Source organism: Curtobacterium sp. PhB115, assembly GCF_003752025.1.
Taxonomy (GTDB): domain Bacteria; phylum Actinomycetota; class Actinomycetes; order Actinomycetales; family Microbacteriaceae; genus Curtobacterium.
Genome location: NZ_RJKR01000006.1, coordinates 450,226 through 472,027, shown reverse-complemented (window position 1 = coordinate 472,027; position 21,802 = coordinate 450,226). Strand labels below are relative to the sequence as shown.

Genomic DNA, 21,802 nt, shown 5'->3' with positions numbered 1-21,802 from the left:
TTGCGGGGTCTTGCTGTTCAGTGTTGCTGACTACCGGTACATAGTAACGCTGAGTACCAGGAGCGCAAGAGTACTTTCCGAGAGGACTCGAGAAGGAGATCCGATGAGCAAGCAGCACGAGCAGCGCACCCTCGTCCGCACCCTGGCCCTGGGCATCCTGAGCGGCGGACGGAGTGCCACACCGCTCGCCGTCATGGCGCTGAACCACGACCGTTCCTCGCTGAAGGGGTCCTGGCAGGACTGGAAGGTCTTCAACACCCCGCTCGGCCGCGGGTTGCTCGTGGCCTCGGCGGTCGGTGAACTGATCGGCGACAAGCTGCCGAAGACCCCGAGCCGCGTCTCGCCCGCCGGCTTGCTCGGACGCATCGGGTCCGGGGCTCTGGCCGGCGCAGCCCTCGGCACCACCGGCAAGCGCGACCTGCGCATCGAGGGCGCGATCCTCGGCGCGATCGGTGCCGTCGTGGGGTCGTTCGTCGGCTGGGGCGTCCGCAAGGCCGTCGGTGCCACCACCGGCCTGCCGGACCCGGTCGTCGCGCTCGCCGAGGACGCCGCCACCATCGCCGGTTCGGTGAAGGTCGTCACTGCGTCCTAGGCCTACCGTGGCCCCCATGCGCATCGTCGTCATCGGAGCCACCGGCCACATCGGCACCTTCCTCGTCCCCCGACTCGTCCGTGCCGGCCACGACGTCGTCACGATCAGTCGTGGGACGAGGACGCCCTACGCCGATGCCCCGGAGTGGCAGCAGGTCGAGCAGCTCACCGTCGACCGTGAGCAGGAGGACCGCGACGGCGTGTTCGGCGACCGCATCGTCGGACTCGGCGCGGACGCCGTGGTCGACCTCGTGTGCTTCACCCTGTCGTCCGCCGAGGCGCTCGTCGGGGCACTGCGCGGGACCGACACGCACCTGGTCCACTGCGGGTCCATCTGGCGTGCCGGCGTCTCCCACGTGCTGCCGATCACCGAGGGCAACGCCACACCGCCGTTCGGCGACTACGGGGTCCAGAAGGACGCGATCGCCCGGATGCTCCAGCAGGAAACCGCCTCAGGGGGTCTTGCGACGACCTCGCTGCACCCCGGTCACATCAGCGGTCCTGGTTGGACGCCGATCGGTCCGCTCGGCAACCTCGACCTCTCCGTGCTGACGAAGCTGTCCGCCGGCGAGGCGATCGAGGTCCCGGGCCTCGGCGCCGAGACGATGGCCCACGTGCACGCCGACGACGTCGCGCAGGCGTTCCAGCTCGCGGTCGAGCACCGCGACGAAGCCGTCGGAGAGGCCTTCTTCGTGACGGCCCCGACGGCGCTCACCGCGCGCGGGTACGCGCACCTGGCAGCGTCGTGGTTCGGCCAGGAGGCCCGGCTCGACCCCGTCTCGTGGGACCGGTTCCGAGCGACCACGGCTCCAGAGCACGCTGACGCCAGCTGGGAGCACCTGTCACGCAGTCAGGTGTTCAGCACCGACAAGGCCCGCCGCCTGCTCGGCTACCAGCCGGCGTGGACGGCGGAGGCCACGGTGCTCGATGCCGTGCGCTGGCTGGTCGACCACGGCGAGCTCGACACGGCCCGGCCGCTGCTCGTCTGACGCGCGCGGGTCTCGCGCGGCACGAGGTCTCGCGCTCACCGACACCTCACGCGCTCGCCGCCCCGTGAGGTGTCGGTGAGCGCGTGAAGTCGCGGCTGTGCCGGATGCCAGCACCACTCGAGCGAATTACTTGCGCTCGATATCAGTTGCAGCTACTATCAGTCGCAGCTAATGTCGGCAGATGGAGATCGATTGGCCGAGGGAATTCAACGAGCAGCTCGACCGCCTCGACGCGGACTGCACTGAACGTGGCCGCCAGCGCCTGCAGCTGCTGACGTTCATGCTCAAGCGTCTCCGGGATCTCGACGCGCCACCGATGCAGGACACGGCCATGATCAAGCGTGTCCGACAGTCTCGGCGACATCTGGTGTGGCGGGTGTCCCATCCGTACGTGGAGGGCGTGGCGCTCCGGCTGATCTGCTGGTTCCCGCCGGACCGGCAGCGGGTGGTCGTGGCGTTGTTCTCCGGTGACAAAGCGACCATGGGGGACGTGTTCTACGACACGGTCGGGGTCCGAGCGGACAGGCTGATCGATCGGTGGACCAACGAGACGAAGGAATCGTGATGAGCAAGAAGGACTTCGTGCGTGGCAACGAGCGGCTCGAGCGCATGTTGCGGCAGCCGGGCGTCGCCGACGCCGTCGATGCCCTCGAGACGGAGGCGGACGAGCTCGACCGGATCCACGCCATGAGCCTCGCGATGGTGCGCGAAGCGGGCAAGCGCACCCAGGCGGAGATCGCTCACGAACTGGGGATCAGCCAGGGAGCGGTCTCGCAGATGGAACGTCGTGAGGACATGCTCCTCTCGACGCTGCGGAGCTACATCACGGCGACGGGGGCAGAGAACCCGCGCATCATCGTCACCGTCAACGGCCACGACGTCGAGCTGGCCATCTGAAGCCACGGCCGGGGGTCAACTGCGCGGCTCGACCACCAGCGCCCGCCGCCGGTGGACGGTCCACACCGTCGTCGCGAACCCGGTGAGCACCGCGCCGCCGATGGCGACGGCGGTCCACCCACCGAGGTTCCACAGGACCGACGCGAGCGCCGAACCGATCGCCCCGCCGATGAAGTTCGACGTGACGAAGGCCGTGTTCAGCCGGCTCCGTGCGGCCGGGTCCACCGCGAAGAGCCGCGTCTGGTTCAGCACGTTCGCTGCCTGCACCCCGACGTCGAGCAGCAGCACCGCGACCAACACCACGACGATCGAGTGCGCGCCGATCCCCGCGACCACGAGTGAGACCAGCAGCAGCACGAGCGCCGCACCGGTCACGGGGACGGACAGGCCGCGATCGTGCAACCGGCCGACCCGTTGCGCGGCGACGGCCCCGGCGAGTCCGACGAGTCCGACCAGCCCGATGCTGCTCGTCGAGAAGTCGTACGGGTCCCCGCTCAGCAGGAACGTCAGCGCCGTCCAGAACATCGTGAAGACGGCGAACACCGACGAGCTGATCACGAGCGTGACCTGCACGGTGCGGTGCTGCCGGATCGCCCGGAACACCGAGGCGATGAGTCGCGGGTACGGCACGTGGTCGCGGGCGTCGAGCTCGGGGATCGCCCGGCGGAGCAGGACGGCGAGGACCAGCGCGGCGACGGCGGCCACGACGTAGATCGCGCGCCAGCCGAAGGCGTCGGCCACCAGTCCGCTCACCGTCCGCGAGATCAGGATCCCGGTGAGCACGCCGGACGCGATCGTGCCGACCACCCGCCCGCGCTGCGCGGGGTCGGCGAGGTCCCCGGCCAGCGGGATGAGGAGCTGCCCGGCGACGGTCGTCAGGCCGACGAGCGCCAGGGCCACCAGCAGCGTCGCGAAGGACGGTGCCACGGCGGCGCGCAGCAGCGCGACGGCCGAGCCGACGAGCACCACGGGGACGAGTTTCCGGCGGTCGACCACGTCCCCGAGCGGCACGACGAGCAGGATCCCGAGCGCGTACCCGACCTGCGTCAGGGTCACCAGGAGCCCGGCGAGCGACGCTGAGGTGTCCAGCGACGACGCGATGTCGTCCAGGAGCGGTTGTGACCAGTAGAGGTTGCCCACCGCTGCGCCGCCGGCCACCGCGAAGAGCAGCGTCCTGCCGGTCGTCATCCCGTGGGTGCCGGCGGTCATGCTGCTGGCGCTCCCTCGTTGACGGCGGCCAGACCGTTGAGCGTGCGGGGGTAGCCGATGAGCGCCACCAGGACCGTCAGGACGTCGAGCAACTGCTGTCGGGTGTTGCCGACCTGCAGGTTGCCGGCGACGTGCCCACGCACCTGGTCGTCGGCACCGCCGAGGGCGACCAGGAGTGCGAACGTCAGGAGTTCCCGGGTCGGCAGGTCGAGCCCTGCGCGTCCGACGGTGTCGCCGAAGCAGTTGCCGGACAGGAACCGCTGGAAGTGCAGCGTGTCCTCGGTGGCGCCCTCGTACATCGCGTCGACGCGGTCAGCTCCGACGACGGTGCCCTGGACGTCGCGTCCGCGGGCGAGCCGGTCATCGGGCGTGGTCGTGGACTGCCCGGGCAGCGGGAGGTCGACACCGTGCGCCGTGAGGACCTCGTTCGTGATCGCGAGGAAGTCGCCGGCGCGGGCGGACCCTACGTAGGCGACGGCCTGGTAGCCGATCTCCTTCGCCTCGACCGGGGTCAGGGACTCGTCGAGCGCGGTGTCGAGCAGGTCCCGGAAGGCGGTCTGCGCACCGGCGGCGATCGTGGCGCCGAGCTGCACGATCACGCGGTCGCGCGTGCTCAGTGACGCGTTCCGCAGCGTCTCGTCCACGAAGTCGGCGTGGTACTGGGCGAACTCGGGGTCGGTCTCGGCGAACGTCATGCCTCGACGCTACGACCGTGCCACTGACCGAGGGAGGGGCTGTCCTCCCCCCTTTCACCGCCGAACCACGTCAACGACGTCGGAAGAGCTCCGCCAGGTGCCACGGGCCCGGCGTGAGCCGGACGGCGGCCTCGGCGCGCACGCGCTCCTCACGCTCGCGGTCGCGCGTCAGGTCGTGGATCTCCTGCTCGGCGCGCAGCCGGAACCACAGGCGACCCAGGAACCCGATCGGCGCCGCGGGTGTGGTGGTCGGGACGGACTCGGTCTCGTTCATGCGTCCTCCGGCTCCGGGACGGCGACCGCACTGGTCGCCACGAGGTTCGCGAGGAGTTGCAGGCGCTCCTCTGACGGCGACCCGGGTTCCGTGCTGTAGACGATGAACGTCAAGCCGGTGTCCGTGGCGAGCTCCATCGTCTCGTAGGTCAGGTCGAGGTCGCCGACCTCGGGGTGGTGCACGCGCTTGGAGCCGTTCAGGTGCCGCATGACACCGTGGGCCGCCCAGCGCTGCCGGAACTCCTCGCTCCGGGTCGACAGTTCCCCGATCAGGTCCGTGAGGCCCTTGTCGTACGGTGACCGTGCGGCCTCGGCACGGAGGACCGCGACCATGTCGCTCGCGACGATGTCCCAGTCGCGCCAGAACTCCTGCCCGCGGGGGTCCAGGAACGCGAAGCGCGCGGTGTTCGGCGTGCCCGACGGGTCGAGGAACAGCGGCGAGTAGAGCGCACGGGCGAGGGCGTTCCCGGCGAGGAAGTCGGAACGGCCGTTGCGGACCCAGGCCGGTGCGGTCACCGAGTCGAGCACCCGCTGCACGTTCGGCCGGACCTTCGACGTCGGGGGCTTCCTGCGGGTGGTGGCCGAGGTGTTCTGCGCACGGGCGAGGTCGAACAGGTGCGCGTGCTCGGCGTCGTCGAGGCGGAGCGCACGGGACAGGGACTCGAGGACGCTCTCGGACACCCCGGTGAGGTTCCCCCGCTCGAGGCGGATGTAGTAGTCGACGCTCATCCCCGCGATGAGCGCGAGCTCCTCGCGTCGGAGCCCCTTGACCCGCCGGGCACCGCCGAAGTCGGGCAGGCCCACCTGCTGCGGCGTGACGCGCTCGCGGCGGGTGCGGAGGAAGTCGCGGACTTCGTCTCTCGTGTCCATGCCTCCACGGTAGGACCGATCCGAGCGCCGGAGCAGGGGTTGCTGGTACCCGTCAGGACGCAGCACCCCGGCCTACCGTCGTGGACATGGAAACGATCACCCTGAACAACGGACTCGAGATCCCCGCGATCGGCTTCGGCGTGTTCCAGAGCGCGCCCGAGGAGACCGTGGACGCGGTCCGCACGGCACTGGAGACCGGGTACCGCCACATCGACACCGCCGCCGCGTACGGCAACGAGCGTGAGGTCGGCGAGGGCATCCGTGCCTCTGGCGTGGACCGCGACGAGATCGTGGTCGAGACGAAGATCTGGGTCTCCGACTACGGCCACGACGAGACGCTGCACGCGTTCGACAAGGCCACCGGCAAGCTCGGCTTCGACCACGTCGACGTGCTGATCCTGCACCAGCCCGCACCGGACCGCTTCGACCGGACGATCGCCGCGTACCGGGCGCTCGAGACCCTGTACGCCGACGGCCGGGTCGGCGCGATCGGCGTCAGCAACTTCATGCCGCACCACCTGCGGTCGCTGCTCGACGCCACGGACGTGATCCCGGCGCTCAACCAGGTCGAGCTGCACCCGTACTTCACCCAGCCCGACGTGCAGCGTGCCGACGCGGAGCACGGGGTCCTCGACCAGGCGTGGTCCCCGATCGGCGGGATCACGTTCTACCCCGGCTGGGGCGACGAGCGGGTCAGCGTGATGGACGACCCGACGATCCGGGCCATCGGCGAGGCGCACGGCAAGACCCCGGCGCAGGTGATGCTCCGCTGGCACGTGCAGCAGGGGCGGAACGCGATCCCGAAGTCGACGAACCCCGGGCGCATCGCGGAGAACTTCGACGTCTTCGACTTCGTGCTCTCCGACGGGGAGTTGGCGGCCCTGGACGCCCTCGACACGGGCCGCCGGAACGGCCCGGACCCCGACGGGACGGACACGAGCCGGTTCGAGCGGGTGATCCCGGAGGCCTGACGCGACCACGAGCGGCCTGGAGGCGCGGTTCGGGCCCGCACCGTGCCTCCAGGCCGTGGGGTGGTCGCGACCACCGCGGCCCGCGTGACGCTGGCGCGTCACCGCTGAGCGGGCCGCGCCAAGCCGTGGGGTGGTCGCGACCACCGCGTCAGGTGCGCTGACGGGCGCGTTCGCCGATGTGCTCCGTGGCCGCCCACGAGGCGAGCAGTCGGAGCGCGTCCGCGGTCGGGCTGCCGGGCGTCGCCGGGTAGATCGTCAACGCGAGACCGGGGTCCTCGGCGAGTTCGAGCGTCTGGAAGTGCAGCTCGAGCGGACCGACGACCGCGTGCCGGAAGGACTTCACGCCGGCGTAGTGCCGTCGGACGTCGTGCGCGGCCCAGAGCTCCCGGAAGTCGTCACTCCGCATCGACAGTTCGCCGATCAGCGCCGCCAGGTCGCGGTCGTTCGGCGCGCGGCCGGCCTCGCGTCGCAGGATCGCGACGTTCGTGTGGGCCGCCCGCTGCCAGTCCTGGTAGAAGTTCCGGGCCTGCGGGTCGAGGAAGATGAAGCGCGCGAAGTTCGCCGGACCGGCCGGCCGTGCTCCCCCGGTGAACAGGTCCGCGTGCATGGCGTACCCGAGGTCGTTCGCGGCGACGATGTCCTGCCGGTTGTTGATGATCATCGCCGGGGCCTCGGTGATCGCGTCGAGCAGGTACTGCAGCTCGGGGCGGACGGCGGCCACGGGCACGACCCGGCCGGCCCGCCGCGGCGTCGCGTTCTGGTGCCGGGCCAGGTCGCGCAGGTGCTCGTGTTCGGCGGGGTCGAGCTGCAGTGCTCCCGCGATCGCGTCGAGCACACTGTCGGAGACGCCCTGCAGGTTCCCCCGCTCGAGCCGCGTGTAGTAGTCGATGCTGACGCCGGCGAGGCGCGAGACCTCTTCGCGGCGGAGTCCGGTCACCCTCCGCCGGGTCCCGAAGGTCTCGACGCCGGCCTGCTCGGGCGTGATGCGGGCTCGACGGCTGGAGAGGAAGTCGCGCGCTTCGTCGCGGTGGTTCATGCCGTCACGGTAGCCGGGCGCTCCGGCCACGAGCGAGGTGCTGCCGGAACCCCCGTGTGCCGGGGCCCGGCGCTGCTCTCGGCGCGGACCGGCCCGGCGCTGCTCACGACGCGGACCGGCCCGGCGCTGCTCACGGCGCGGACCGCGTCAGCGGCACCGACACGATGCGGTCGTCGTCCGCCGACGGATCGCCCCGGCCGTCCGTGTTGTTCGTCACGAACCACAGCGTGTCCGACGGACCCTCGAGCACCGTGCGGATCCGGCCGAAGTCCCCCGCGAAGTACTCGGTCGCCGTGCCGGGTTCGTCCGCAGGGATCGCGCGCAGCACCTCGCCGCGGAGGTTCGCGACGAACACGGTGTCGTCGACGACCGCGAGCCCGCTCGGTGACGCCTCGTCGGTCGACCACTGCTGCACCGGGTCGACGAACCCCTGGTCCTCGCCGCCCGTTCCCTCGACCTCGGGCCAGCCGTAGTTCTCGCCAGCCTCGATGACGTTGAGTTCGTCGTGGGTGTCCTGGCCGAACTCCGACGCGAACATGGTGCCGTCCGAGGTCCAGCCCATGCCCTGCACGTTGCGGTGCCCGAGGCTCCACACCGGTGAGCCGTCGAACGGGTTGTCGTCCGGTACGTCGCCGTCCGGGGTGAGCCGGAGGATCTTGCCGGCCAGGGAGTCCTCGTCCTGCGCGTCGCTGCTCGTCCCGGCGTCGCCGACGCTGGCGTAGAGCATGCCGTCGGGGCCGAACGCGATCCGGCCGCCGTCGTGGAACGTGTTCGCGGGCAGCCCGTCGATGATCGTCGTGGCGTCGCCGAGCGCCCACGACCCCTCGCTCCCGGTGAGCTCGTACCGCTGGACCCGGTTGCCGTCGTCCGCCGTCGAGTACACGAACAGGTCGTCGTCGTGCAGCGCCAGGCCGAGCAGCCCGCCCTCGCCGCCGTGGCTGACCCCGTCGACGGCCCCGACCTCGCGGGTCGTCCCGTCGTCGCGGAGTTCGAGCACCTTCGCGGAGTCGCGTTCGCTGACCAGGGCGTCGCCGTCGTCACCCGTCCGGACGACCGACCACGGTGCGGCCAGTCCGGTGACCACGTCGGTGGTGTCGCCGTCCGGTGCGACCTGTCCGCTCGACAGGTCCGCCGGGGCGGTGGCCCGTGCGGTCGGGGCTGCACCGTCCGTCCCGCCGGTACCGTCGCTGCCGTCGCCCGTGCACGCGCTCAGCACGAGGGCCGCGACGGCGGTGAGCCCGGCGACGGACCAGGCGCGGGTGCGGGCGTGGGGTCGGCGGTCGTGGTCCACGGTGTGCCTCCTGGTTCGTGCGTCGATCACACTCGCTCCGCTCGGGAATGTCCTGGACGCGCTGTGGGGGGTTCGGCCGGCACCTGTCTCGCGCAGCACGACCGGCCTACCGTCGGGAGCATGGAGATCCAACCGAAGCAGCCGACGGTCAAGAACCCCGCGGCGCAGTTCACCGGGGACGTCTGGCTCGACGCCATCGCGTCCCCGAAGGAGGACGGCCAGTCGATGACCGTCGCGAAGGTCCGGTTCCTGCCCGGCGCCCGCACCGCGTGGCACTCGCACGCCAAGGGACAGACCCTGCACGTCACCGAGGGCGTCGCGCGGATGGGTACCCGGGACGGCGGCGTGATCGAGGTCCAGCCGGGCCAGACCGTCTACACGCCCGCCGGCGAGGAGCACTGGCACGGTGCGACCCCGACGGACTACATGGAGCACCTCGCGATGCTCGACCTCGCCGACGACCCGGCGACCACGACCACCTGGCTCGAGCACGTGACCGACGAGGAGTACTCCGCATGACGACCATCGCCATCATCGGGGCCGGCAAGGGCCTCGGGCTCGCCGTCGCCGAACGCTTCGGCCGCGAGGGCTTCTCGATCGCCCTGGTCTCCCGCAACCAGGACCGCCTGGACGGCCTCGCCGCGGAACTGCGCGAGCAGGGCATCACCGCCGCCGGGTTCGCCGCGAACGTCCGCGACGGCGACTCGCTCCGCACCGCGCTCGAGCGTGCGACCGAGCAGCTCGGGCCCATCGAGGTGCTGCAGTACAGCCCGCTCCCCGCCAAGGAGTACATGCGCCCCGTGCTCGAGACGACGGCCGACGACCTGGTCGGCCCCATCGAGTTCTCGGTCTACGGCTCCGTCAACGCGGTCCGCCAGGTCCTGCCCGGCATGCGGTCGATCGGCCACGGCACGATCCTGTTCGTGAACGGCGGCAGTGCGGTCCGGCCCGGTGCCCGGGTCACGGGGACCTCGGTCGCGTTCGCCGCCGAGAGCGCCTACGCGCAGCTCCTGCACGACGCCGTCCGTGACGAGCAGGTGCACGTCGGCCAGCTCATCATCCCGTTCGGCATCGACGACGGGCAGCCCGACCACTCCGGGGAGTCCATCGCGGATCGTCTGTGGGCGATCCACACCGAGCGCGGCGAGTTCCGCACGTACGCGGAGCCCCTGCCGGAGCTCGGCTGAGCGCGGCCCGGCGCCGCTTCGCGTCCCGCGCCGCTTCGTGAGCAGCAATGGTCGGGTCCGCCGACGGCACTCGACCATTGCTGCTCACGATCTGACGGCCGGGAGGCCCGTGGCGACGCCGGCACGGGCCTCCTGCCCGTCAGGTGGTCACGTCGAGAGCACCGCGAGCGCCCGCGCTGACCGCGCGGCGACCTCGGCGGGTGTCGGCGCGGGGGCCAGGCCGAGCAGGCGCTCGCGGTGGAGCTCCCCGAGCAGCAGGGTGAACAGTTCGGCGGCGGTCCCCGGCGCGGCACCGGCGCGGACGAGGGCGTCCTGCGCTGCGAGCGGGCCGGCGTCGAGGAACTCGCGGGCGGCCTCGGGTGACCGGAGTGCCTCGGCGATGACGAGCCGGTGCAGCGCGACGGCCCGGTCCGAGAGCAGTGCGCCGCAGATCGCCGCGGCGGTGGTCTCCAGGTCGGCGGCGGGTGCGTCCTCGTAGGTGTGCTGTCGTCGGACGACCGCCCGGAGCAGCGCGGGCTTGTCCCCGACGGCCGTGTAGAGCGTCCGCTTGGTGACGCCGGCCTCGGCGGCGATGCGGTCGAGAGCGACGCCCGCGAAGCCGTGCTCGAGGAACAGATCGGTCGCGACGTCCAGGATCCGGTCGTCACGAGCGGCCCGTTCGTCGGCGGTCGGACGTCCACGCTTGTTCACGAACCCATCCTAGCCGTAATGATACGCTCCCGTTTCATTACCGAGGAGGGTCCATGACCGATGTGGTCTGTCACGTGGCGATCGCCGACGACTGGGAGATGAGCCGGGGCTTCGGTGAGTACGAGGTGGCGACCCGTGGGGTGCCGTTGGAGCCCGGCGGGTACGTCCGGGCCACGACTCCGGACCGGGTGTCGGCGGTCGTCGCCGACCGGTACGCGGACCTGTCGTTGCCGCTGCTCCGGATCGACCTGAGCGTCGCGGGTCTCGCGGCCGCCGGGGTCCTGGTCGAGTGGGTCGACGGGAGTCCTCGAGTCCTGGGCGCCGTGCCGATGGATGACGACGTCGTCGTGGCGGAGGTCCCGCTGCCGAGGTAGTGCGGCTCCCCGACCGGCATCGTGAGCAGGAATGGTCGGGTCCCGTCCTGTGACCCGACCATTCCTGCTCACGAAGTGAGCGGGGTCAGCGAAGCCGGGGCGTGGCGGCGGTGAGCTCGTCCCAGTGACGGTGTCGTGCCTCCAGGGCGTCGCGTTCCTCGTGTGCGAGCCGCGCGGACGTCCGCTCGGCGACCGTCGCCGATCGCTGTCCGGGGTGGACGCGTGCGGCCCGTGACTCGCTCCAACGGAGCAGGGCGAGCCCGATGCGGTGGGCGGTCCGTTCGACCGGGCCGACCTCGGTGAGGTGGAGTGCGGCGCTCATGAGTCGTGCCTTTCGTCGTCGAAGATCGGGACCGCCGCGAGCCGGACGAAGACGCGTTCCGTTTCCGGATCGCTGTCGTCGTCGAGGACATGCCGTTGGCGGAATGTGTCGATGTGTGCGTGGATGCCGTCCATCAGCTCGCGGACCTCCGGGGGCGTCAGGCGGAGGATCGCGACCGACAGATCGCTCGCGTCGCGCCAGCCCGGGGACATCGTCTCCTGGTCGCGCGCGATGAACTCGCGGATCACCTGCTCCGAGAACTCGTTCGATCCCGATGCGAGCAGTCTCGCCGCGGCGATGCCGGCCGGCGACTGCGGGCCGTCCGTGCCGCCGGAGTGCACGGCGACCGGGGTGCGGCGCCACCAGCGTTCCCGGCCCGTGCCGCGTCCCACTGCTTCTTCGATGAAGCCGTGTTTCTCGAGTTGGCGGAGGTGGTAACTGGTTGAGCCGGTTGATTCACCGACCTTCTCGGCGAGCGTCGTGGCCGTCGCCGGACCGTGCGCAGCGAGCTCGTTGAAGAGCTGTGAGCGCAGCGGGTGGCTCAGGGCCTTCATCGACGGCAGGTCGAGGACGCGAGATTCGGTTGCCATGTTCCGAGCGTACGACTGCAAAGAAGTCTTTGCAACCATATGTTTGCAGCGGTGTCTTTGCACTTGTGGTGACCGGCTGCCGCCCCTCGCGTGGAGCTCTAGGCTGGTCCGGATGTTCAGCGTCCTCCTCACCGTGCACGTCCTGGCGGCGCTGCTCACCCTCGGACCCGTCGCGGTCGCCGGGGGCATGTTCGCGAAGCCGGCGCGGGCGCTCGTCGCCGATCCGGACGACCAGGGCGCACGAGCGGTCGCCCGGGTCCTGCACCGGATCTGCCACGTCTACTCGATCGTCTCGCTGGCGGTGCCCACGTTCGGGATGGCACTCGCGTTCGAGGTCGGCGCGCTCGACGAGGCCTGGCTCCTCGTCTCGATCGGGCTCACCGTCGTCGCCGCGGCGGTCCTCGCACTGTGGGTGCTGCCGGAACAGCGGGAGGTCCTGCGCGGCAACGGTACCGAGCGGTCGCCGCGGAAGCTCGCGGCGCTCGTCGGCCTGTTCAACCTGGTGTGGGTCGCCGTCGCCGTGCTGATGGTCGTGCAGCCCGGCGCCTGACCGGACCCCGGGCCCGCAGGCGTCAGTGCGCCCGACGCGCCGAGCCCGGCGCCTGACCGGACCCCGGGCCCGCAGGCGTCAGTGCGCCCGACGCACCGCGACGCGACGCCGACCGTGCGCGGTCAGCCACGCCCCGGCCGAGACCAGGATCGGCAGACCGATCGCGAGCAGCGCCAGCACCGGCCAGTCCGGCACGAACGGCATGTGGCTCGTGCCGACCGGCCCGTCACCGAACCGCAGGGTCAGCGCACGGATCGGCAGGAGCCCGAGGAGCGTCCCGATCACCGCGCCGACCGACGCCAGGATCGCCGCCTGCCACGTGGAGACCCGACGCCGGAGCCGTGGTGCCGCACCGATCGCGTCGAGCACCTCGTCGTCGCGTCGGCCGTCCGAGCGGGCGAGTCCGATGGCCACCGCCGTCGCACCGATCGTCACGGCGGCGGCCAGGGCGAGCACGATCGCCCGGATGATGGCCCCGCTGTCGACCGGACCGGCCTCGTAGAAGAACTGGGGTCCGTACCACCGGTCGCGGTCCGAGCCGCCGAAGCTCTGCCACGCGGAGCTCAGCTCGTCCCACTGCTCCGGGGTGATCTCGCCGGCCAGTTGCGTCACGAGCATGCCGTCGACGGCCGGGACGCCGTAGTGCGCTGCCGTCGCCTTCGTCATGAAGACGCCGACCTGGATCCGCGGCGACTGGACGTCGAGGACGGCCGGGATCGACACGCTCGCATCGGGCTGGGTGCGCTCGGTGATCGTCGGGCTCTCCCACGTGCGGTCGTGGAAGGTGTCGATGCGGACGGCGCCGTCGCGGGCGTACTCCGGCCAGAGCGACACGGCCTGCCCGCCCTCGAGCGCGTCGCGAACCGCCGACGAGGGCCGGTGGCCGGTGAGCACGGCGTAGTCGTCGACGGTGCCCGTCCAGATGTGCGGGGCCATCGAGTCCCCGCTCTCCAGGTAGATCGAGCAGGACGTGGTGTCGGTCGTCGGGCAGTCGTGGCCGGACCACCGGTGCGGGATCGTCACCGTCGCGGGGTCGTCGCCAGCACCGCCGTCCGTGACACCGAGCACCCGGATGCGGTCCTGGTCGAGCACACCGCCGACGACCTTGGCAGCGTGTGCCGTCAGCGCCGCGTCGTGCCCGGCGCTCGCTCCGTCCTCGTCGGTCATCTGGACCTCGGTCGTGGCGACGCCGACCGCCGTGGCGTACTCGTACCCGCGGACGTACTGGGCGTGGCTCGACGCGCTCCAGGTGATGACGACGGAGGCGACGAACACCACGCTCATCACACTGGCGAGCACGGGGACCGTCCGGACCGGGTTCCGGCGGGCGTCCCGTGCGGCGAGCCGTGCGGACAGGCCGAGGTGGCCGGCGATCCGCGCCACGAGTGCGAGCAGCCACGGTGAGCAGATCGCGATGCCGAGCTGCATGAGGCACGGTCCGAGGGCGACACCGGCGCCGACGACCCACGCCAGGTGGTCCTCCTGCACGGGGCGGTCGTTGAGCATGAGCACGCCCACGCCGCACGCGAGCGTCATGACGGCGCCGGCGACGACGAGCACCGGTCCCCAGATCCGACGACGGCGCTGCGCGGGACGGCTGGGGGTCACCGGTCGGAGCGAACCGCGGAGGGCCGCGAGCACGTTGATCCGGGTCGCGGACCGTGCGGCGACGAGCGCGGACACGAGGCCGGCGAGTACCCCGGCGGCGGCGATGGACAGCAGCAGGACCGGGGGCACGTGCAGGCCGGGGAACGTCGTCACGTTGCCGTTGTCGATCACCCGGTACGCGATGACGCCGACGACGGTGCCGACGGCCGCGCCGAGCACCGCACCGGTCACGCCGAGCACCAGGCCGGACCCGGCGACGATCGCCCGGACGAACCGCTTGTCGCCGCCGACGCTCGTGACGATCGCGTACGAACGGGTGTCCGCCCGCGTGCCGACCAGGAACGCGGCGCCGGCGAGGAGCGCGACCTCGAACATCGCGAACACGCCGAGCAGGGCCATCGCACCGAGGTACCAGCCGATCGAGGAGCTCATCTGCCCGCCGGGCAGGCGAGCGTCGGGCGGGTCGAGCACGACTGGGCGCGACTGCACCACGATCCCGTGCGCGTTGAGGGCCCGGATCTCGGACCAGGTCGGGGCGTCGGTCGGCAGGTACACCGACACGTCGGACAGTCCGACGTCGTCGGTCGTGTCGGTGGTCGACAGCGTGGTGCCCCACGGCAGGAAGACGCCCTGCGCATCGGGGTCCGTGCCGAGGTCCCGCATCGTGCCGGTGATCGTGAAGCGCTTCGTGACCGGGTCGACGAGGTCGACGGTGTCGCCGATCTCCGCGCCGAGCCGGTCGAGGGTCGCCGGGGTCACCATGAGCTGGTCCCGGTCGGCCGGCGCGGTGCCGTGCAGCACCCGCCAGTGGCCGTCGAGCGAGGAGTCCCAGACGCTGCCCTCGTCCGCGGTGAGCCCGACGGGACCCTTCGGGCCGTTCAGCACCACCGGCGTGCTGCCCACCGGGATCGAGAGCGCGCCGTCGGGCACGTGGGACAGCACGTTCGTGAACGGGGAGTCCTCGTCGGCCTTCGTCACCGGACTGTTCCGCTTCGAGTCCGTGAACTGCCACTGGACGGGGTCCTGCACCATGCCGGGCAGGTCCGGACCGGACACCCGCATCTGCGCCGCCGCGTGTCCGAGGTCGTACCGGAGCGACTCGGCGGTGGTCGGCTGCGTGGACTGCACGACGACGGCCACGCCGGCGAAGCCCGCGGTGGGGATGCCGATGAGCGCCACGATGAGCGCAGCACGTCCGGCCTTCGCGAACGCGAGCCGTCGACCGAGCCGGAGTGCCGGGCGCAGTGCGAACGGGGTCCGTCCGGCGTCGGCACGCCGACGCCGGCTCACGAGGCGGTCCGGTCCGACAGCGCCAGTTCGACGCCCGAGTACACGGTCTCGTCGACCACGCGGCCGTCCCGCAGGAAGACGATGCGGTCCGCCCACGCGGCGTGCCGGGCGTCGTGCGTCACGAGCAGCGCTCCGGCGCCGGCGTCGACGTGGCGTCGGAGCATGCGGAGCACGACCTCGCCGGTCTGCGAGTCGAGCGCTCCGGTGGGTTCGTCCGCGAGCACCAGCCGGCGCTCGCCGACGACCCCGCGTGCGATCGCGACGCGCTGCTGCTGCCCGCCGGACAGGTCGTCCGGGTAGGCGTCGGTGCGGTGGCCGAGCTCGACGTTGTCGAGTGCGAGTTCCGCGGCACGACGGGCCTGCGACGCCTTCCAGCCGTCGAGCTCGAGCGGCAGCGCCACGTTCTCGACCGCGGTGAGCGAGGGGATGAGGTTGAAGTCCTGGAACACGAACCCGACCAGCCGTCGACGGAGCGCTGCGAGCTCCCGCGCCGGACGGTCCGAGACGAAGGCGCCGTCGATGACGACTTCACCACTGGTGGGTGGCAGCAGGGTGCCGGCGCACGCGAGCAGCGTGGACTTGCCGGAGCCGGAGGTGCCCATCACGGCGACCATCTCGCCGCGCTGCACGGTCAGGTCGATGCCGGCCAGCGCGGTGACGGCCTTGGCACCGGTGCCGTAGTGCACGCTGACCGCGTCGAGCTCGAGGAGCGGGGCGGCGCTCACCGTGCACTCCGCGCGACGGAAGCGGAAGCGGAAGTCGACGCCGAAGTCGACGCTGACGCATCGGAACCGGCAGCCGGGTGCTCGTCCGGTCGGTACCGCGCCACACTCGACTCCACGTGGTCGAGCCACCGCACCTCGGCCTCGGCCTGGAACACCATCGACTCCAGGACGAGCGACCACGCCAGGTCCGACGACGGATCGGTGGTGCGCTTGAGCCGGGTCAGGTCCTGTAGGTTCCGGATCGCGGCGCCGCGCTGCACCTGCACCAGGCGGGCGACGTCGACGCCGGGCACCGTGACGGCGAGCGCGAACTTGATCGCCAGCTCGTCGCGGCCGCGCTTCGCGGGCACCGGTTCGCTGAACCAGCGCGACACTTCCTCGCGACCCGCGTCGGTCGCCGTGTAGACGACGTGGCCGTCGTCGTCGGCGTCGCCGCGGGCCACGAGGCCGTCGCGTTCCAGGCGGTCGAGGGTCGTGTAGACCTGGCCGATGTTCAGCGGCCAGCTCCCGCCGGTGCGGTGCTCGAACTCCCCCCGGAGCTGGTACCCGTAGCCGGGTCCCCCCACCAGCAGCGCGAGTACGCCCATCCGTACGCTCATGACACTTCCCCCCTCGTCGGTCCGCCTTGGACATACTGAGTATGCACATACGCGGTATGCGTGCGCAAGCGCGGATCTGGACAGGGCAGAAGAGCGGACGGGAGGCACGGTGTCAGCTGGCACCGTGCCTCCCGTCCGTGGGGTCGTCGCGTTCGCGACCCGTGGTCGCGACCCGGGGTCAGGAACCCAGCTTCGACAGCTCCTCGAACTCGTCGTCGGTCAGCTCGATCGTCGCGCCGGCGAGGTTGTCCTCCAGGTGTGCGACGCTCGACGTGCCGGGGATCGGCAGCACGACGGGCGAGCGCTTGAGCAGCCACGCGAGGGCGAGCTGCGCCGGCGTCGCACCCTTCCGCTCGGCGATCTCGGTGAGCGGCGAGTCCTCGCCGGTCAGTCCACCGGTCGCCAGCGGGAACCACGGGATGAACGCGATGCCCTGCTCCGTCGACCAGTCGAGGAGCTCCTCGGCGTCGCGCTTCTGCAGGTTGTACAGGTTCTGGACGGAGACGATCGTGGCGATCTCCTGCGCCGCCTCGACCTCGTCGACAGAGACCTCGGACAGGCCGATGTGGCGGATCTTGCCCTCGTCCTGCAGCTTCTTGAGCTCGCCGACCTGGTCCTCGAGCGGGACCTTCGGGTCGATGCGGTGCAGCTGGAACAGGTCGATGCGCTCGAGGCCCAGGCGGCGGAGGCTCATCTCCGCCTCTTGCCGCAGGTACTCCGGGCGGCCGACCGGCGGCCAGACGTTCGGGCCGGTCCGGGTGAGTCCGGCCTTCGTCGCGATGACGACGTCGTCGCCGTAGGGGTGCAGCGCCTCGTGCAGGAGCTCCTCGGCGACGTACGGGCCGTACGAGTCCGCGGTGTCGAAGAAGTCGACGCCGAGCTCGACGGCACGCTTCAGGACCCGGATCGCCTCGTCGTGGTCCTTCGGCGGTCCCCAGACGCCGGGGCCGGTGAGCTGCATCGTGCCGTAGCCGAGGCGGTGGACCTCGAGGTCGCCACCGATGCGGAAGGTGCCAGAGGCGGTGGCAGGAGTGTTCGTGGTGTCGGTACCAGTGGTCATCTCCCCGGTGTACGCCGCGCTCGTGACCGGTTTCTGAGTCGGTGTCCCCCGGGCGCTACGGCCACTCCGGACGGGGTCGCTACGGCCGCTCCGGACGCGGGTACGGGGTCTCGCCGCGCTCGAGTCCCCCGACGAGCTTCGTCAGGCGGTTGCTCCTGGCGGTGGCGCTTGGTGCCGTCGTGATCCGGTGCAGGATCGCGTACCGGTTGGTCCGGTCGAGCTCGGCGAACAGCGCCGCTGCGGACGGCGATGCGTCGAGCGCGGCCTGCAGGTCCGTCGGCACCTCGGCCGTCGCGGCACCGGCGTAGGCGCGGTCCCACCGGCCGTCGCCCTTCGCCCGGTCGATCTCGGCCTGGCCACGGTCGCGCATCCGGCCGTCGGCGATGAGCGCGGCGACGAGTCCGATGTTCCGCTGCGACCAGAGCGAGGCCTTCCGCCGCGGGGTGAACCGCTGCCGGAACGTGGTCTCGTCGCGGCCGCGCTTCTGCCCGTCGATCCAGCCGGAGCACAGGGCCTCGTCGAGGGCCTGGTCGTAGGTGATCGACGTCGGGTCGGTCGTGCCCTTCTTCGCGAGGACGAGCCACACCCCGTCGGGGTCGCCCTCGTGGCCGTCGAGCCAGGAGCGCCAGGCGGCGGCGTCCGGCAGCACGAGGTCGACGATGTCCATGCGGTCATCGTAGGCGCGGGCCGCGGCTCGGGGCCGTGCCGGTTTTCGGGCTGAGCGACACTTCACGGGGCCCGGGACGCGAGAAGTGTCGGTCAGCCCGAAAGTCGGGCGCGGAGGCAGTCCGGCTCACACCCAGTTCGGCTGCGCCAGCACCCCCGACGGGTCGGCCTGCTCGGCGATCCGGTGCAGTCGCGAGGTGTTGTCGCCGAAGTACGCCGACGGGTCCGTGATCGCCGCATCGCAGTAGTTCGCGTATGCGGCGTCACCCCACGCGGGCCGCATCGCCTTCCGGAAGCCCCGGACGTACGCGTCGAACGGCGCCGGGTCCGCCCCGTCCGCGAACACCGCCGTGTACTGCACGGTCATGAGCGCCGCTCGCCACGGGAACGCCGAGTCGGTCCGGCCGATGTCCGCCACGACCCCGCCGAGTGCGTCGAGCGCGACGCCGCCCTCGAGGTTCCCGTCGACGTCGCCGGCAGCGGCCGCCCGGTCGACCAGCACGTCGATCTGCGCGTCGGTCAGCTTCGACCGGCCGATCGACGACGTCGCCGATTGGGAGACGCGTTGCGCCTTGCCCGCCAGGGTCGACATCGCGGCACCGTAGGTCAGTTGCTGCGCCGTGTGTGCGAGCGGCTTCGCCCCGGTGGCGTCGATGAAACCGTCGACGGAGGTGTCTGCACCCGCCTTCGATCCGGTCCAGACCCCCGTCACCGTGACCGTCGGTGCCGTGTGCCGCGAGCCGTTCAGCAGCTTGAGCGTCGACCACAGCTTCGGGTCGGCGGTGGGCGCCCAGTCCTGCCAGGCGCTGACGACCGCAGCAGCGGCCGACCACGCGAAGGTGATGCGGAAGAGCAGGACTGGAGGCGCGGCCTGCGTCCGGTACGTCAGCGCGGTGACGACGCCGACGGTTCCACCGCCCCCGCCCCGGCACGCCCAGAACAGGTCGGGATCGGCGCTCGCCGACACCTCGTGCACGGTGCCGTCAGGGGTGACGACCGTCGCGCCGGTGAGCTGGTCGCAGGTCAGCCCGAAGGACCGGACCAGCACGCCGACGCCACCGCCGAGGGTCAGGCCGCCGATGCCGACGGTCGGGCAGGAGCCGGCGCCGATCGCTCGTCCGGCCTTCGCCAGGGTGGCGTAGACGTCCCCGAGCTGGGCACCGGGGCCGATCGTGACGGTGTCGTCGTCGTGGAGCTCGACCGAGTCCAGGTCCTGCGTGCTGATGACCAGCGACCGCGGGACGTCGGTGCCGCTCGCGCCGCCGGCGGACCACCCCGTGTACGAGTGCCCTCCGGCGCGGAGTGCCACCGGGGTGTTCGTGTTCCGGGCGAACGCGAGGCCGGCCTGCACGTCCTCGGCGCTCGTGGCGCGCAGGATGCCCCGGGGGTCGGCGTCGTCGTACCGCGGGTTCTCGACGAGCCGGGCGGTGTTCCAGCCGGTCGAACCCGGACGGAGCAGGCTGCCCGAGACGGCGGCTGCGAGTGCACTCCAGGTGGTCGGGCCGCCGTCGGTCGGTTCCTGCGTCGGTGTCGGTGTCGGGCTGCTCGACGGGGTCGCCGGCGAGCTGGTCGTCGACGACGGTGACGGCGACGGTGTCGGGCGCGAGCACGCTGCCAGGACCCCCGCGATGCCGAGGCCGACACCCCCGGCGAGCACGGTGCGTCGCGTGGTCGATGGACGGCGGCGCTCGTGGTCTGGTTCGGTCACCGGACCTGTCTACCCCGCTGTGCTGCTGATGCGGGTGGCACCCGCCCACTCGTGCACCCACTCCGGCACGGTCAGGTCCCGATCGGTGCCGCCGGCCGCGTCGAGGAGCTCCGCCGGCGACACGGTCCCGCCCGACCGCCGCAGGAAGCGTGCCTGCACCACGGCCCGCGCGACGACGGTCCCGTTCCGCACGAACGTCTGCTCGAGGTACGCCGCCCGGTCGTCGAGCCCGAGCACCCGCGTCACGAGGCCGAACCGCTGCCCGAGCGTCAGGGAGCGCTTGTACGTGATCGTCTGCGCCGAGACGACCGGGTACCAGCCGCGCTCGGCGATCTCGCGCCAGAAGCCGGACCGCAGCATCAGGTCGAGCCGACCGAGGTCGAGCATCGACAGGTACTTGCCGTTGTTGACGTGCCGCAGCGGGTCGAGGTCGGTGAGGGTCACGCGGAACGGGGTGCGCACCTCGTCCCAGAGCGACGGGCGACGGCCGCGGACGGTCGGGCGGAGCCGGACGCGCAACTGGAGCAGGAACAGCCGGAAGTACAGGTTCACAGGAGTGATCCTCCTCCGCCTGAGGGAGCGGGAGTAGACCTGCACCATGCAGACACGCAAGCTCGCCGACCTCGAGGTCGGCTCCATCGGCCTCGGAACCATGGGCATGAGCGCCTTCTACACGGGCGCCGGCACCGACGACGCGGAGTCCATCCGCACCATCCACCGCGCGATCGACCTCGGGGTCACCCTGTTCGACACCGCCGAGGCGTACGGCCCGTACACGAACGAGGACCTGCTCCGCCGTGCCCTCGGGGACCGTCGCGACGACGTCGTCATCGCGACGAAGTTCGGCCTGATCACCCACGAACCCGGCGAAGCCGAACCGAGCACGCAGCGCGGGATCAGTTCGGCCCCGGAGTCCGTCCGCGAAGCGCTCGAGGGTTCCCTCCGCCGTCTCGGTACTGACCACATCGACCTCTACTACCAGCACCGCGTCGACCCGGCCGTGCCGATCGAGGACGTCATCGGGCAGCTCGCGGGCTTCGTGCAGGAGGGCAAGATCCGGCACATCGGGCTGTCCGAGGCCGGACCCGAGACGATCCGGAAGGCCCACGCCGTGCACCCGATCACGGCCCTGCAGAGCGAGTACTCGCTGTGGACGCGCGACCCCGAGGGCGACGTGCTCGACACTCTGCGCGAGCTCGGCATCGGGCTGGTTCCGTACTCGCCGCTCGGTCGCGGGTTCCTGACCGGTGCGATCACGAAGCCGTCCGACCTGGACTCCGACGACTTCCGCCTGGCGAACCCCCGGTTCCAGGAAGAGGCGTTCGCACAGAACATGCGCATCGTCGACGCCGTCAAGGAGATCGCCACCGAGGCCGACGCGACCCCGGCGCAGGTCTCCCTCGCGTGGCTGCTCGCCCAGGGCGACGACGTCGTCCCGATCCCCGGTACCAAGCGCGTCTCGCGGCTCGAGGAGAACGTCGGTGCCGCCGACCTCGCCCTCACCGCCGACCAGGTCGAGCGGCTCTCCGCCCTGCCGGTCCCGACGGGCGACCGCTACCCCGACATGTCGACGATCGGCCGCTGACCGGCGTTTCGGGCGTGCGCCGGGTG

The 21,802-nt window shown here is 71.6% G+C and carries 26 protein-coding genes; 10 read left to right on the top strand and 16 right to left on the bottom strand.

Annotation, left to right across the window (positions count from 1 at the left end; translation table 11 throughout):
• Window positions 1-103: 103 nt before the first annotated feature.
• The 4 genes from EDF19_RS07820 (at window position 104) to EDF19_RS07805 (ending at window position 2,477) form a co-directional block, all read left to right on the top strand.
• Window positions 104-592, top strand: a complete 489-nt coding sequence (locus EDF19_RS07820; protein WP_185022740.1) for a DUF4126 family protein — start codon at window positions 104-106, stop codon at window positions 590-592.
• A 16-nt stretch (window positions 593-608) separates the two neighbouring features.
• Window positions 609-1,580, top strand: a complete 972-nt coding sequence (locus EDF19_RS07815; protein ID WP_123680334.1) for an NAD(P)-dependent oxidoreductase — start codon at window positions 609-611, stop codon at window positions 1,578-1,580.
• Between the two features lie 181 nt (window positions 1,581-1,761).
• Window positions 1,762-2,145 (top strand): hypothetical protein, encoded by a 384-nt coding sequence (locus EDF19_RS07810; RefSeq protein WP_123680333.1) that lies wholly within the window; start codon window positions 1,762-1,764, stop codon window positions 2,143-2,145.
• A complete protein-coding gene (locus EDF19_RS07805) occupies window positions 2,145-2,477 on the top strand; it encodes a sigma factor-like helix-turn-helix DNA-binding protein (protein ID WP_260217015.1) in 333 nt (110 codons plus the stop codon). The genes EDF19_RS07810 and EDF19_RS07805 overlap by 1 nt, the downstream gene beginning before the upstream one ends.
• 15 nt (window positions 2,478-2,492) lie before the next feature.
• Here EDF19_RS07805 and EDF19_RS07800 read toward each other — a convergent pair whose 3' ends face one another.
• The 4 genes from EDF19_RS07800 to EDF19_RS07785 form a co-directional block, all read right to left on the bottom strand.
• Window positions 2,493-3,686, bottom strand: coding sequence for an MFS transporter (locus EDF19_RS07800; RefSeq protein WP_123680332.1), 1,194 nt, complete (start codon window positions 3,684-3,686; stop codon window positions 2,493-2,495).
• Entirely contained in the window at window positions 3,683-4,381 is a 699-nt protein-coding gene (locus EDF19_RS07795) for a carboxymuconolactone decarboxylase family protein (RefSeq protein WP_123680331.1), read from the bottom strand. The genes EDF19_RS07800 and EDF19_RS07795 overlap by 4 nt, the downstream gene beginning before the upstream one ends.
• A gap of 70 nt (window positions 4,382-4,451) precedes the next feature.
• Window positions 4,452-4,655 carry a hypothetical protein gene (locus tag EDF19_RS07790; protein WP_123680330.1) on the bottom strand — a complete coding sequence of 68 codons (204 nt, stop codon included), beginning with the start codon at window positions 4,653-4,655 and terminating at the stop codon, window positions 4,452-4,454.
• A complete protein-coding gene (locus EDF19_RS07785) occupies window positions 4,652-5,524 on the bottom strand; it encodes a helix-turn-helix domain-containing protein (RefSeq protein WP_123680329.1) in 873 nt (290 codons plus the stop codon). Before EDF19_RS07785 ends, EDF19_RS07790 begins: the two co-directional genes overlap by 4 nt.
• An 86-nt stretch (window positions 5,525-5,610) precedes the next feature.
• Between EDF19_RS07785 and EDF19_RS07780 the strand changes: the two genes are divergently transcribed.
• A complete protein-coding gene (locus EDF19_RS07780; RefSeq protein ID WP_123680328.1) occupies window positions 5,611-6,495 on the top strand; it encodes an aldo/keto reductase in 885 nt (294 codons plus the stop codon).
• A 148-nt stretch (window positions 6,496-6,643) separates the two neighbouring features.
• Here the strand turns inward: EDF19_RS07780 and EDF19_RS07775 are convergent, their stop codons facing one another.
• A complete protein-coding gene (locus EDF19_RS07775; RefSeq protein ID WP_123680327.1) occupies window positions 6,644-7,531 on the bottom strand; it encodes a helix-turn-helix transcriptional regulator in 888 nt (295 codons plus the stop codon).
• Window positions 7,532-7,661: 130 nt separating this feature from the next.
• Window positions 7,662-8,822, bottom strand: a complete 1,161-nt coding sequence (locus tag EDF19_RS07770) for a sorbosone dehydrogenase family protein (RefSeq protein WP_123680326.1) — start codon at window positions 8,820-8,822, stop codon at window positions 7,662-7,664.
• Window positions 8,823-8,942: 120 nt separating this feature from the next.
• Here EDF19_RS07770 and EDF19_RS07765 point away from each other — a divergent pair, with 120 nt between their 5' ends.
• Window positions 8,943-9,341 (top strand): cupin domain-containing protein, encoded by a 399-nt coding sequence (locus EDF19_RS07765; protein ID WP_123680325.1) that lies wholly within the window; start codon window positions 8,943-8,945, stop codon window positions 9,339-9,341.
• The gene (locus tag EDF19_RS07760) at window positions 9,338-10,009 is read left to right on the top strand and encodes an SDR family oxidoreductase (RefSeq protein WP_123680324.1); all 672 of its coding nucleotides are present in this window, start codon (window positions 9,338-9,340) and stop codon (window positions 10,007-10,009) included. The genes EDF19_RS07765 and EDF19_RS07760 overlap by 4 nt, the downstream gene beginning before the upstream one ends.
• A gap of 147 nt (window positions 10,010-10,156) precedes the next feature.
• Here the strand turns inward: EDF19_RS07760 and EDF19_RS07755 are convergent, their stop codons facing one another.
• A complete protein-coding gene (locus EDF19_RS07755) occupies window positions 10,157-10,699 on the bottom strand; it encodes a TetR/AcrR family transcriptional regulator (RefSeq protein ID WP_123680323.1) in 543 nt (180 codons plus the stop codon).
• A gap of 53 nt (window positions 10,700-10,752) precedes the next feature.
• Between EDF19_RS07755 and EDF19_RS07750 the strand changes: the two genes are divergently transcribed.
• Complete coding sequence (locus EDF19_RS07750) at window positions 10,753-11,073, top strand: DUF952 domain-containing protein (RefSeq protein ID WP_148071057.1); 321 nt, start codon at window positions 10,753-10,755, stop codon at window positions 11,071-11,073.
• Window positions 11,074-11,158: 85 nt separating this feature from the next.
• Here the strand turns inward: EDF19_RS07750 and EDF19_RS07745 are convergent, their stop codons facing one another.
• Together EDF19_RS07745 and EDF19_RS07740 are read right to left on the bottom strand one after the other, a co-directional pair.
• Window positions 11,159-11,395 (bottom strand): hypothetical protein, encoded by a 237-nt coding sequence (locus EDF19_RS07745; RefSeq protein ID WP_123680321.1) that lies wholly within the window; start codon window positions 11,393-11,395, stop codon window positions 11,159-11,161.
• Complete coding sequence (locus EDF19_RS07740) at window positions 11,392-11,985, bottom strand: helix-turn-helix domain-containing protein (protein ID WP_185022739.1); 594 nt, start codon at window positions 11,983-11,985, stop codon at window positions 11,392-11,394. Before EDF19_RS07740 ends, EDF19_RS07745 begins: the two co-directional genes overlap by 4 nt.
• 112 nt (window positions 11,986-12,097) lie before the next feature.
• On the opposite strand from EDF19_RS07740, the gene EDF19_RS07735 reads away from it, so the two are divergent.
• The gene (locus EDF19_RS07735) at window positions 12,098-12,535 is read left to right on the top strand and encodes a hypothetical protein (protein ID WP_123680320.1); all 438 of its coding nucleotides are present in this window, start codon (window positions 12,098-12,100) and stop codon (window positions 12,533-12,535) included.
• A 78-nt stretch (window positions 12,536-12,613) separates the two neighbouring features.
• On the opposite strand, the gene EDF19_RS07730 is transcribed toward EDF19_RS07735, so the two are convergent.
• The 7 genes from EDF19_RS07730 to EDF19_RS07700 all read right to left on the bottom strand — a co-directional run bounded on the left by EDF19_RS07730 (window position 12,614) and on the right by EDF19_RS07700 (window position 20,743).
• On the bottom strand, window positions 12,614-15,433 hold the full coding sequence (locus EDF19_RS07730; RefSeq protein WP_123680319.1) for an ABC transporter permease: 2,820 nt from the start codon (window positions 15,431-15,433) through the stop codon (window positions 12,614-12,616).
• A complete protein-coding gene (locus tag EDF19_RS07725) occupies window positions 15,430-16,158 on the bottom strand; it encodes an ABC transporter ATP-binding protein (protein WP_123680318.1) in 729 nt (242 codons plus the stop codon). The genes EDF19_RS07730 and EDF19_RS07725 overlap by 4 nt, the downstream gene beginning before the upstream one ends.
• A complete protein-coding gene (locus EDF19_RS07720) occupies window positions 16,155-16,757 on the bottom strand; it encodes a PadR family transcriptional regulator (protein ID WP_260217014.1) in 603 nt (200 codons plus the stop codon). The genes EDF19_RS07725 and EDF19_RS07720 overlap by 4 nt, the downstream gene beginning before the upstream one ends.
• Window positions 16,758-16,935: 178 nt before the next feature.
• Window positions 16,936-17,817, bottom strand: a complete 882-nt coding sequence (locus EDF19_RS07715; RefSeq protein ID WP_123680316.1) for an aldo/keto reductase — start codon at window positions 17,815-17,817, stop codon at window positions 16,936-16,938.
• Window positions 17,818-17,896: 79 nt separating this feature from the next.
• Window positions 17,897-18,484 (bottom strand): YdeI family protein, encoded by a 588-nt coding sequence (locus EDF19_RS07710; protein ID WP_123680315.1) that lies wholly within the window; start codon window positions 18,482-18,484, stop codon window positions 17,897-17,899.
• 126 nt (window positions 18,485-18,610) lie between these two features.
• The gene (locus EDF19_RS07705; RefSeq protein WP_123680314.1) at window positions 18,611-20,191 is read right to left on the bottom strand and encodes an FAD-dependent oxidoreductase; all 1,581 of its coding nucleotides are present in this window, start codon (window positions 20,189-20,191) and stop codon (window positions 18,611-18,613) included.
• 9 nt (window positions 20,192-20,200) lie between these two features.
• A complete protein-coding gene (locus EDF19_RS07700) occupies window positions 20,201-20,743 on the bottom strand; it encodes a thioesterase family protein (protein ID WP_123680313.1) in 543 nt (180 codons plus the stop codon).
• A 46-nt stretch (window positions 20,744-20,789) separates the two neighbouring features.
• Here EDF19_RS07700 and EDF19_RS07695 point away from each other — a divergent pair, with 46 nt between their 5' ends.
• Window positions 20,790-21,776, top strand: coding sequence for an aldo/keto reductase (locus EDF19_RS07695; RefSeq protein WP_123680312.1), 987 nt, complete (start codon window positions 20,790-20,792; stop codon window positions 21,774-21,776).
• Window positions 21,777-21,802: the final 26 nt, after the last annotated feature.

Coding starts and splice junctions, on each gene's coding strand:
- EDF19_RS07820 (WP_185022740.1), top strand. CDS start 104: ATGAGCAAGCAGCACGAGCAGCGCACCCTCGTCCGCACCCTGGCCCTG.
- EDF19_RS07815 (WP_123680334.1), top strand. CDS start 609: ATGCGCATCGTCGTCATCGGAGCCACCGGCCACATCGGCACCTTCCTC.
- EDF19_RS07810 (WP_123680333.1), top strand. CDS start 1,762: ATGGAGATCGATTGGCCGAGGGAATTCAACGAGCAGCTCGACCGCCTC.
- EDF19_RS07805 (WP_260217015.1), top strand. CDS start 2,145: ATGAGCAAGAAGGACTTCGTGCGTGGCAACGAGCGGCTCGAGCGCATG.
- EDF19_RS07800 (WP_123680332.1), bottom strand. CDS start 3,686: ATGACCGCCGGCACCCACGGGATGACGACCGGCAGGACGCTGCTCTTC.
- EDF19_RS07795 (WP_123680331.1), bottom strand. CDS start 4,381: ATGACGTTCGCCGAGACCGACCCCGAGTTCGCCCAGTACCACGCCGAC.
- EDF19_RS07790 (WP_123680330.1), bottom strand. CDS start 4,655: ATGAACGAGACCGAGTCCGTCCCGACCACCACACCCGCGGCGCCGATC.
- EDF19_RS07785 (WP_123680329.1), bottom strand. CDS start 5,524: ATGGACACGAGAGACGAAGTCCGCGACTTCCTCCGCACCCGCCGCGAG.
- EDF19_RS07780 (WP_123680328.1), top strand. CDS start 5,611: ATGGAAACGATCACCCTGAACAACGGACTCGAGATCCCCGCGATCGGC.
- EDF19_RS07775 (WP_123680327.1), bottom strand. CDS start 7,531: ATGAACCACCGCGACGAAGCGCGCGACTTCCTCTCCAGCCGTCGAGCC.
- EDF19_RS07765 (WP_123680325.1), top strand. CDS start 8,943: ATGGAGATCCAACCGAAGCAGCCGACGGTCAAGAACCCCGCGGCGCAG.
- EDF19_RS07760 (WP_123680324.1), top strand. CDS start 9,338: ATGACGACCATCGCCATCATCGGGGCCGGCAAGGGCCTCGGGCTCGCC.
- EDF19_RS07750 (WP_148071057.1), top strand. CDS start 10,753: ATGACCGATGTGGTCTGTCACGTGGCGATCGCCGACGACTGGGAGATG.
- EDF19_RS07745 (WP_123680321.1), bottom strand. CDS start 11,395: ATGAGCGCCGCACTCCACCTCACCGAGGTCGGCCCGGTCGAACGGACC.
- EDF19_RS07740 (WP_185022739.1), bottom strand. CDS start 11,985: ATGGCAACCGAATCTCGCGTCCTCGACCTGCCGTCGATGAAGGCCCTG.
- EDF19_RS07735 (WP_123680320.1), top strand. CDS start 12,098: ATGTTCAGCGTCCTCCTCACCGTGCACGTCCTGGCGGCGCTGCTCACC.
- EDF19_RS07720 (WP_260217014.1), bottom strand. CDS start 16,757: ATGAGCGTACGGATGGGCGTACTCGCGCTGCTGGTGGGGGGACCCGGC.
- EDF19_RS07715 (WP_123680316.1), bottom strand. CDS start 17,817: ATGACCACTGGTACCGACACCACGAACACTCCTGCCACCGCCTCTGGC.
- EDF19_RS07710 (WP_123680315.1), bottom strand. CDS start 18,484: ATGGACATCGTCGACCTCGTGCTGCCGGACGCCGCCGCCTGGCGCTCC.
- EDF19_RS07695 (WP_123680312.1), top strand. CDS start 20,790: ATGCAGACACGCAAGCTCGCCGACCTCGAGGTCGGCTCCATCGGCCTC.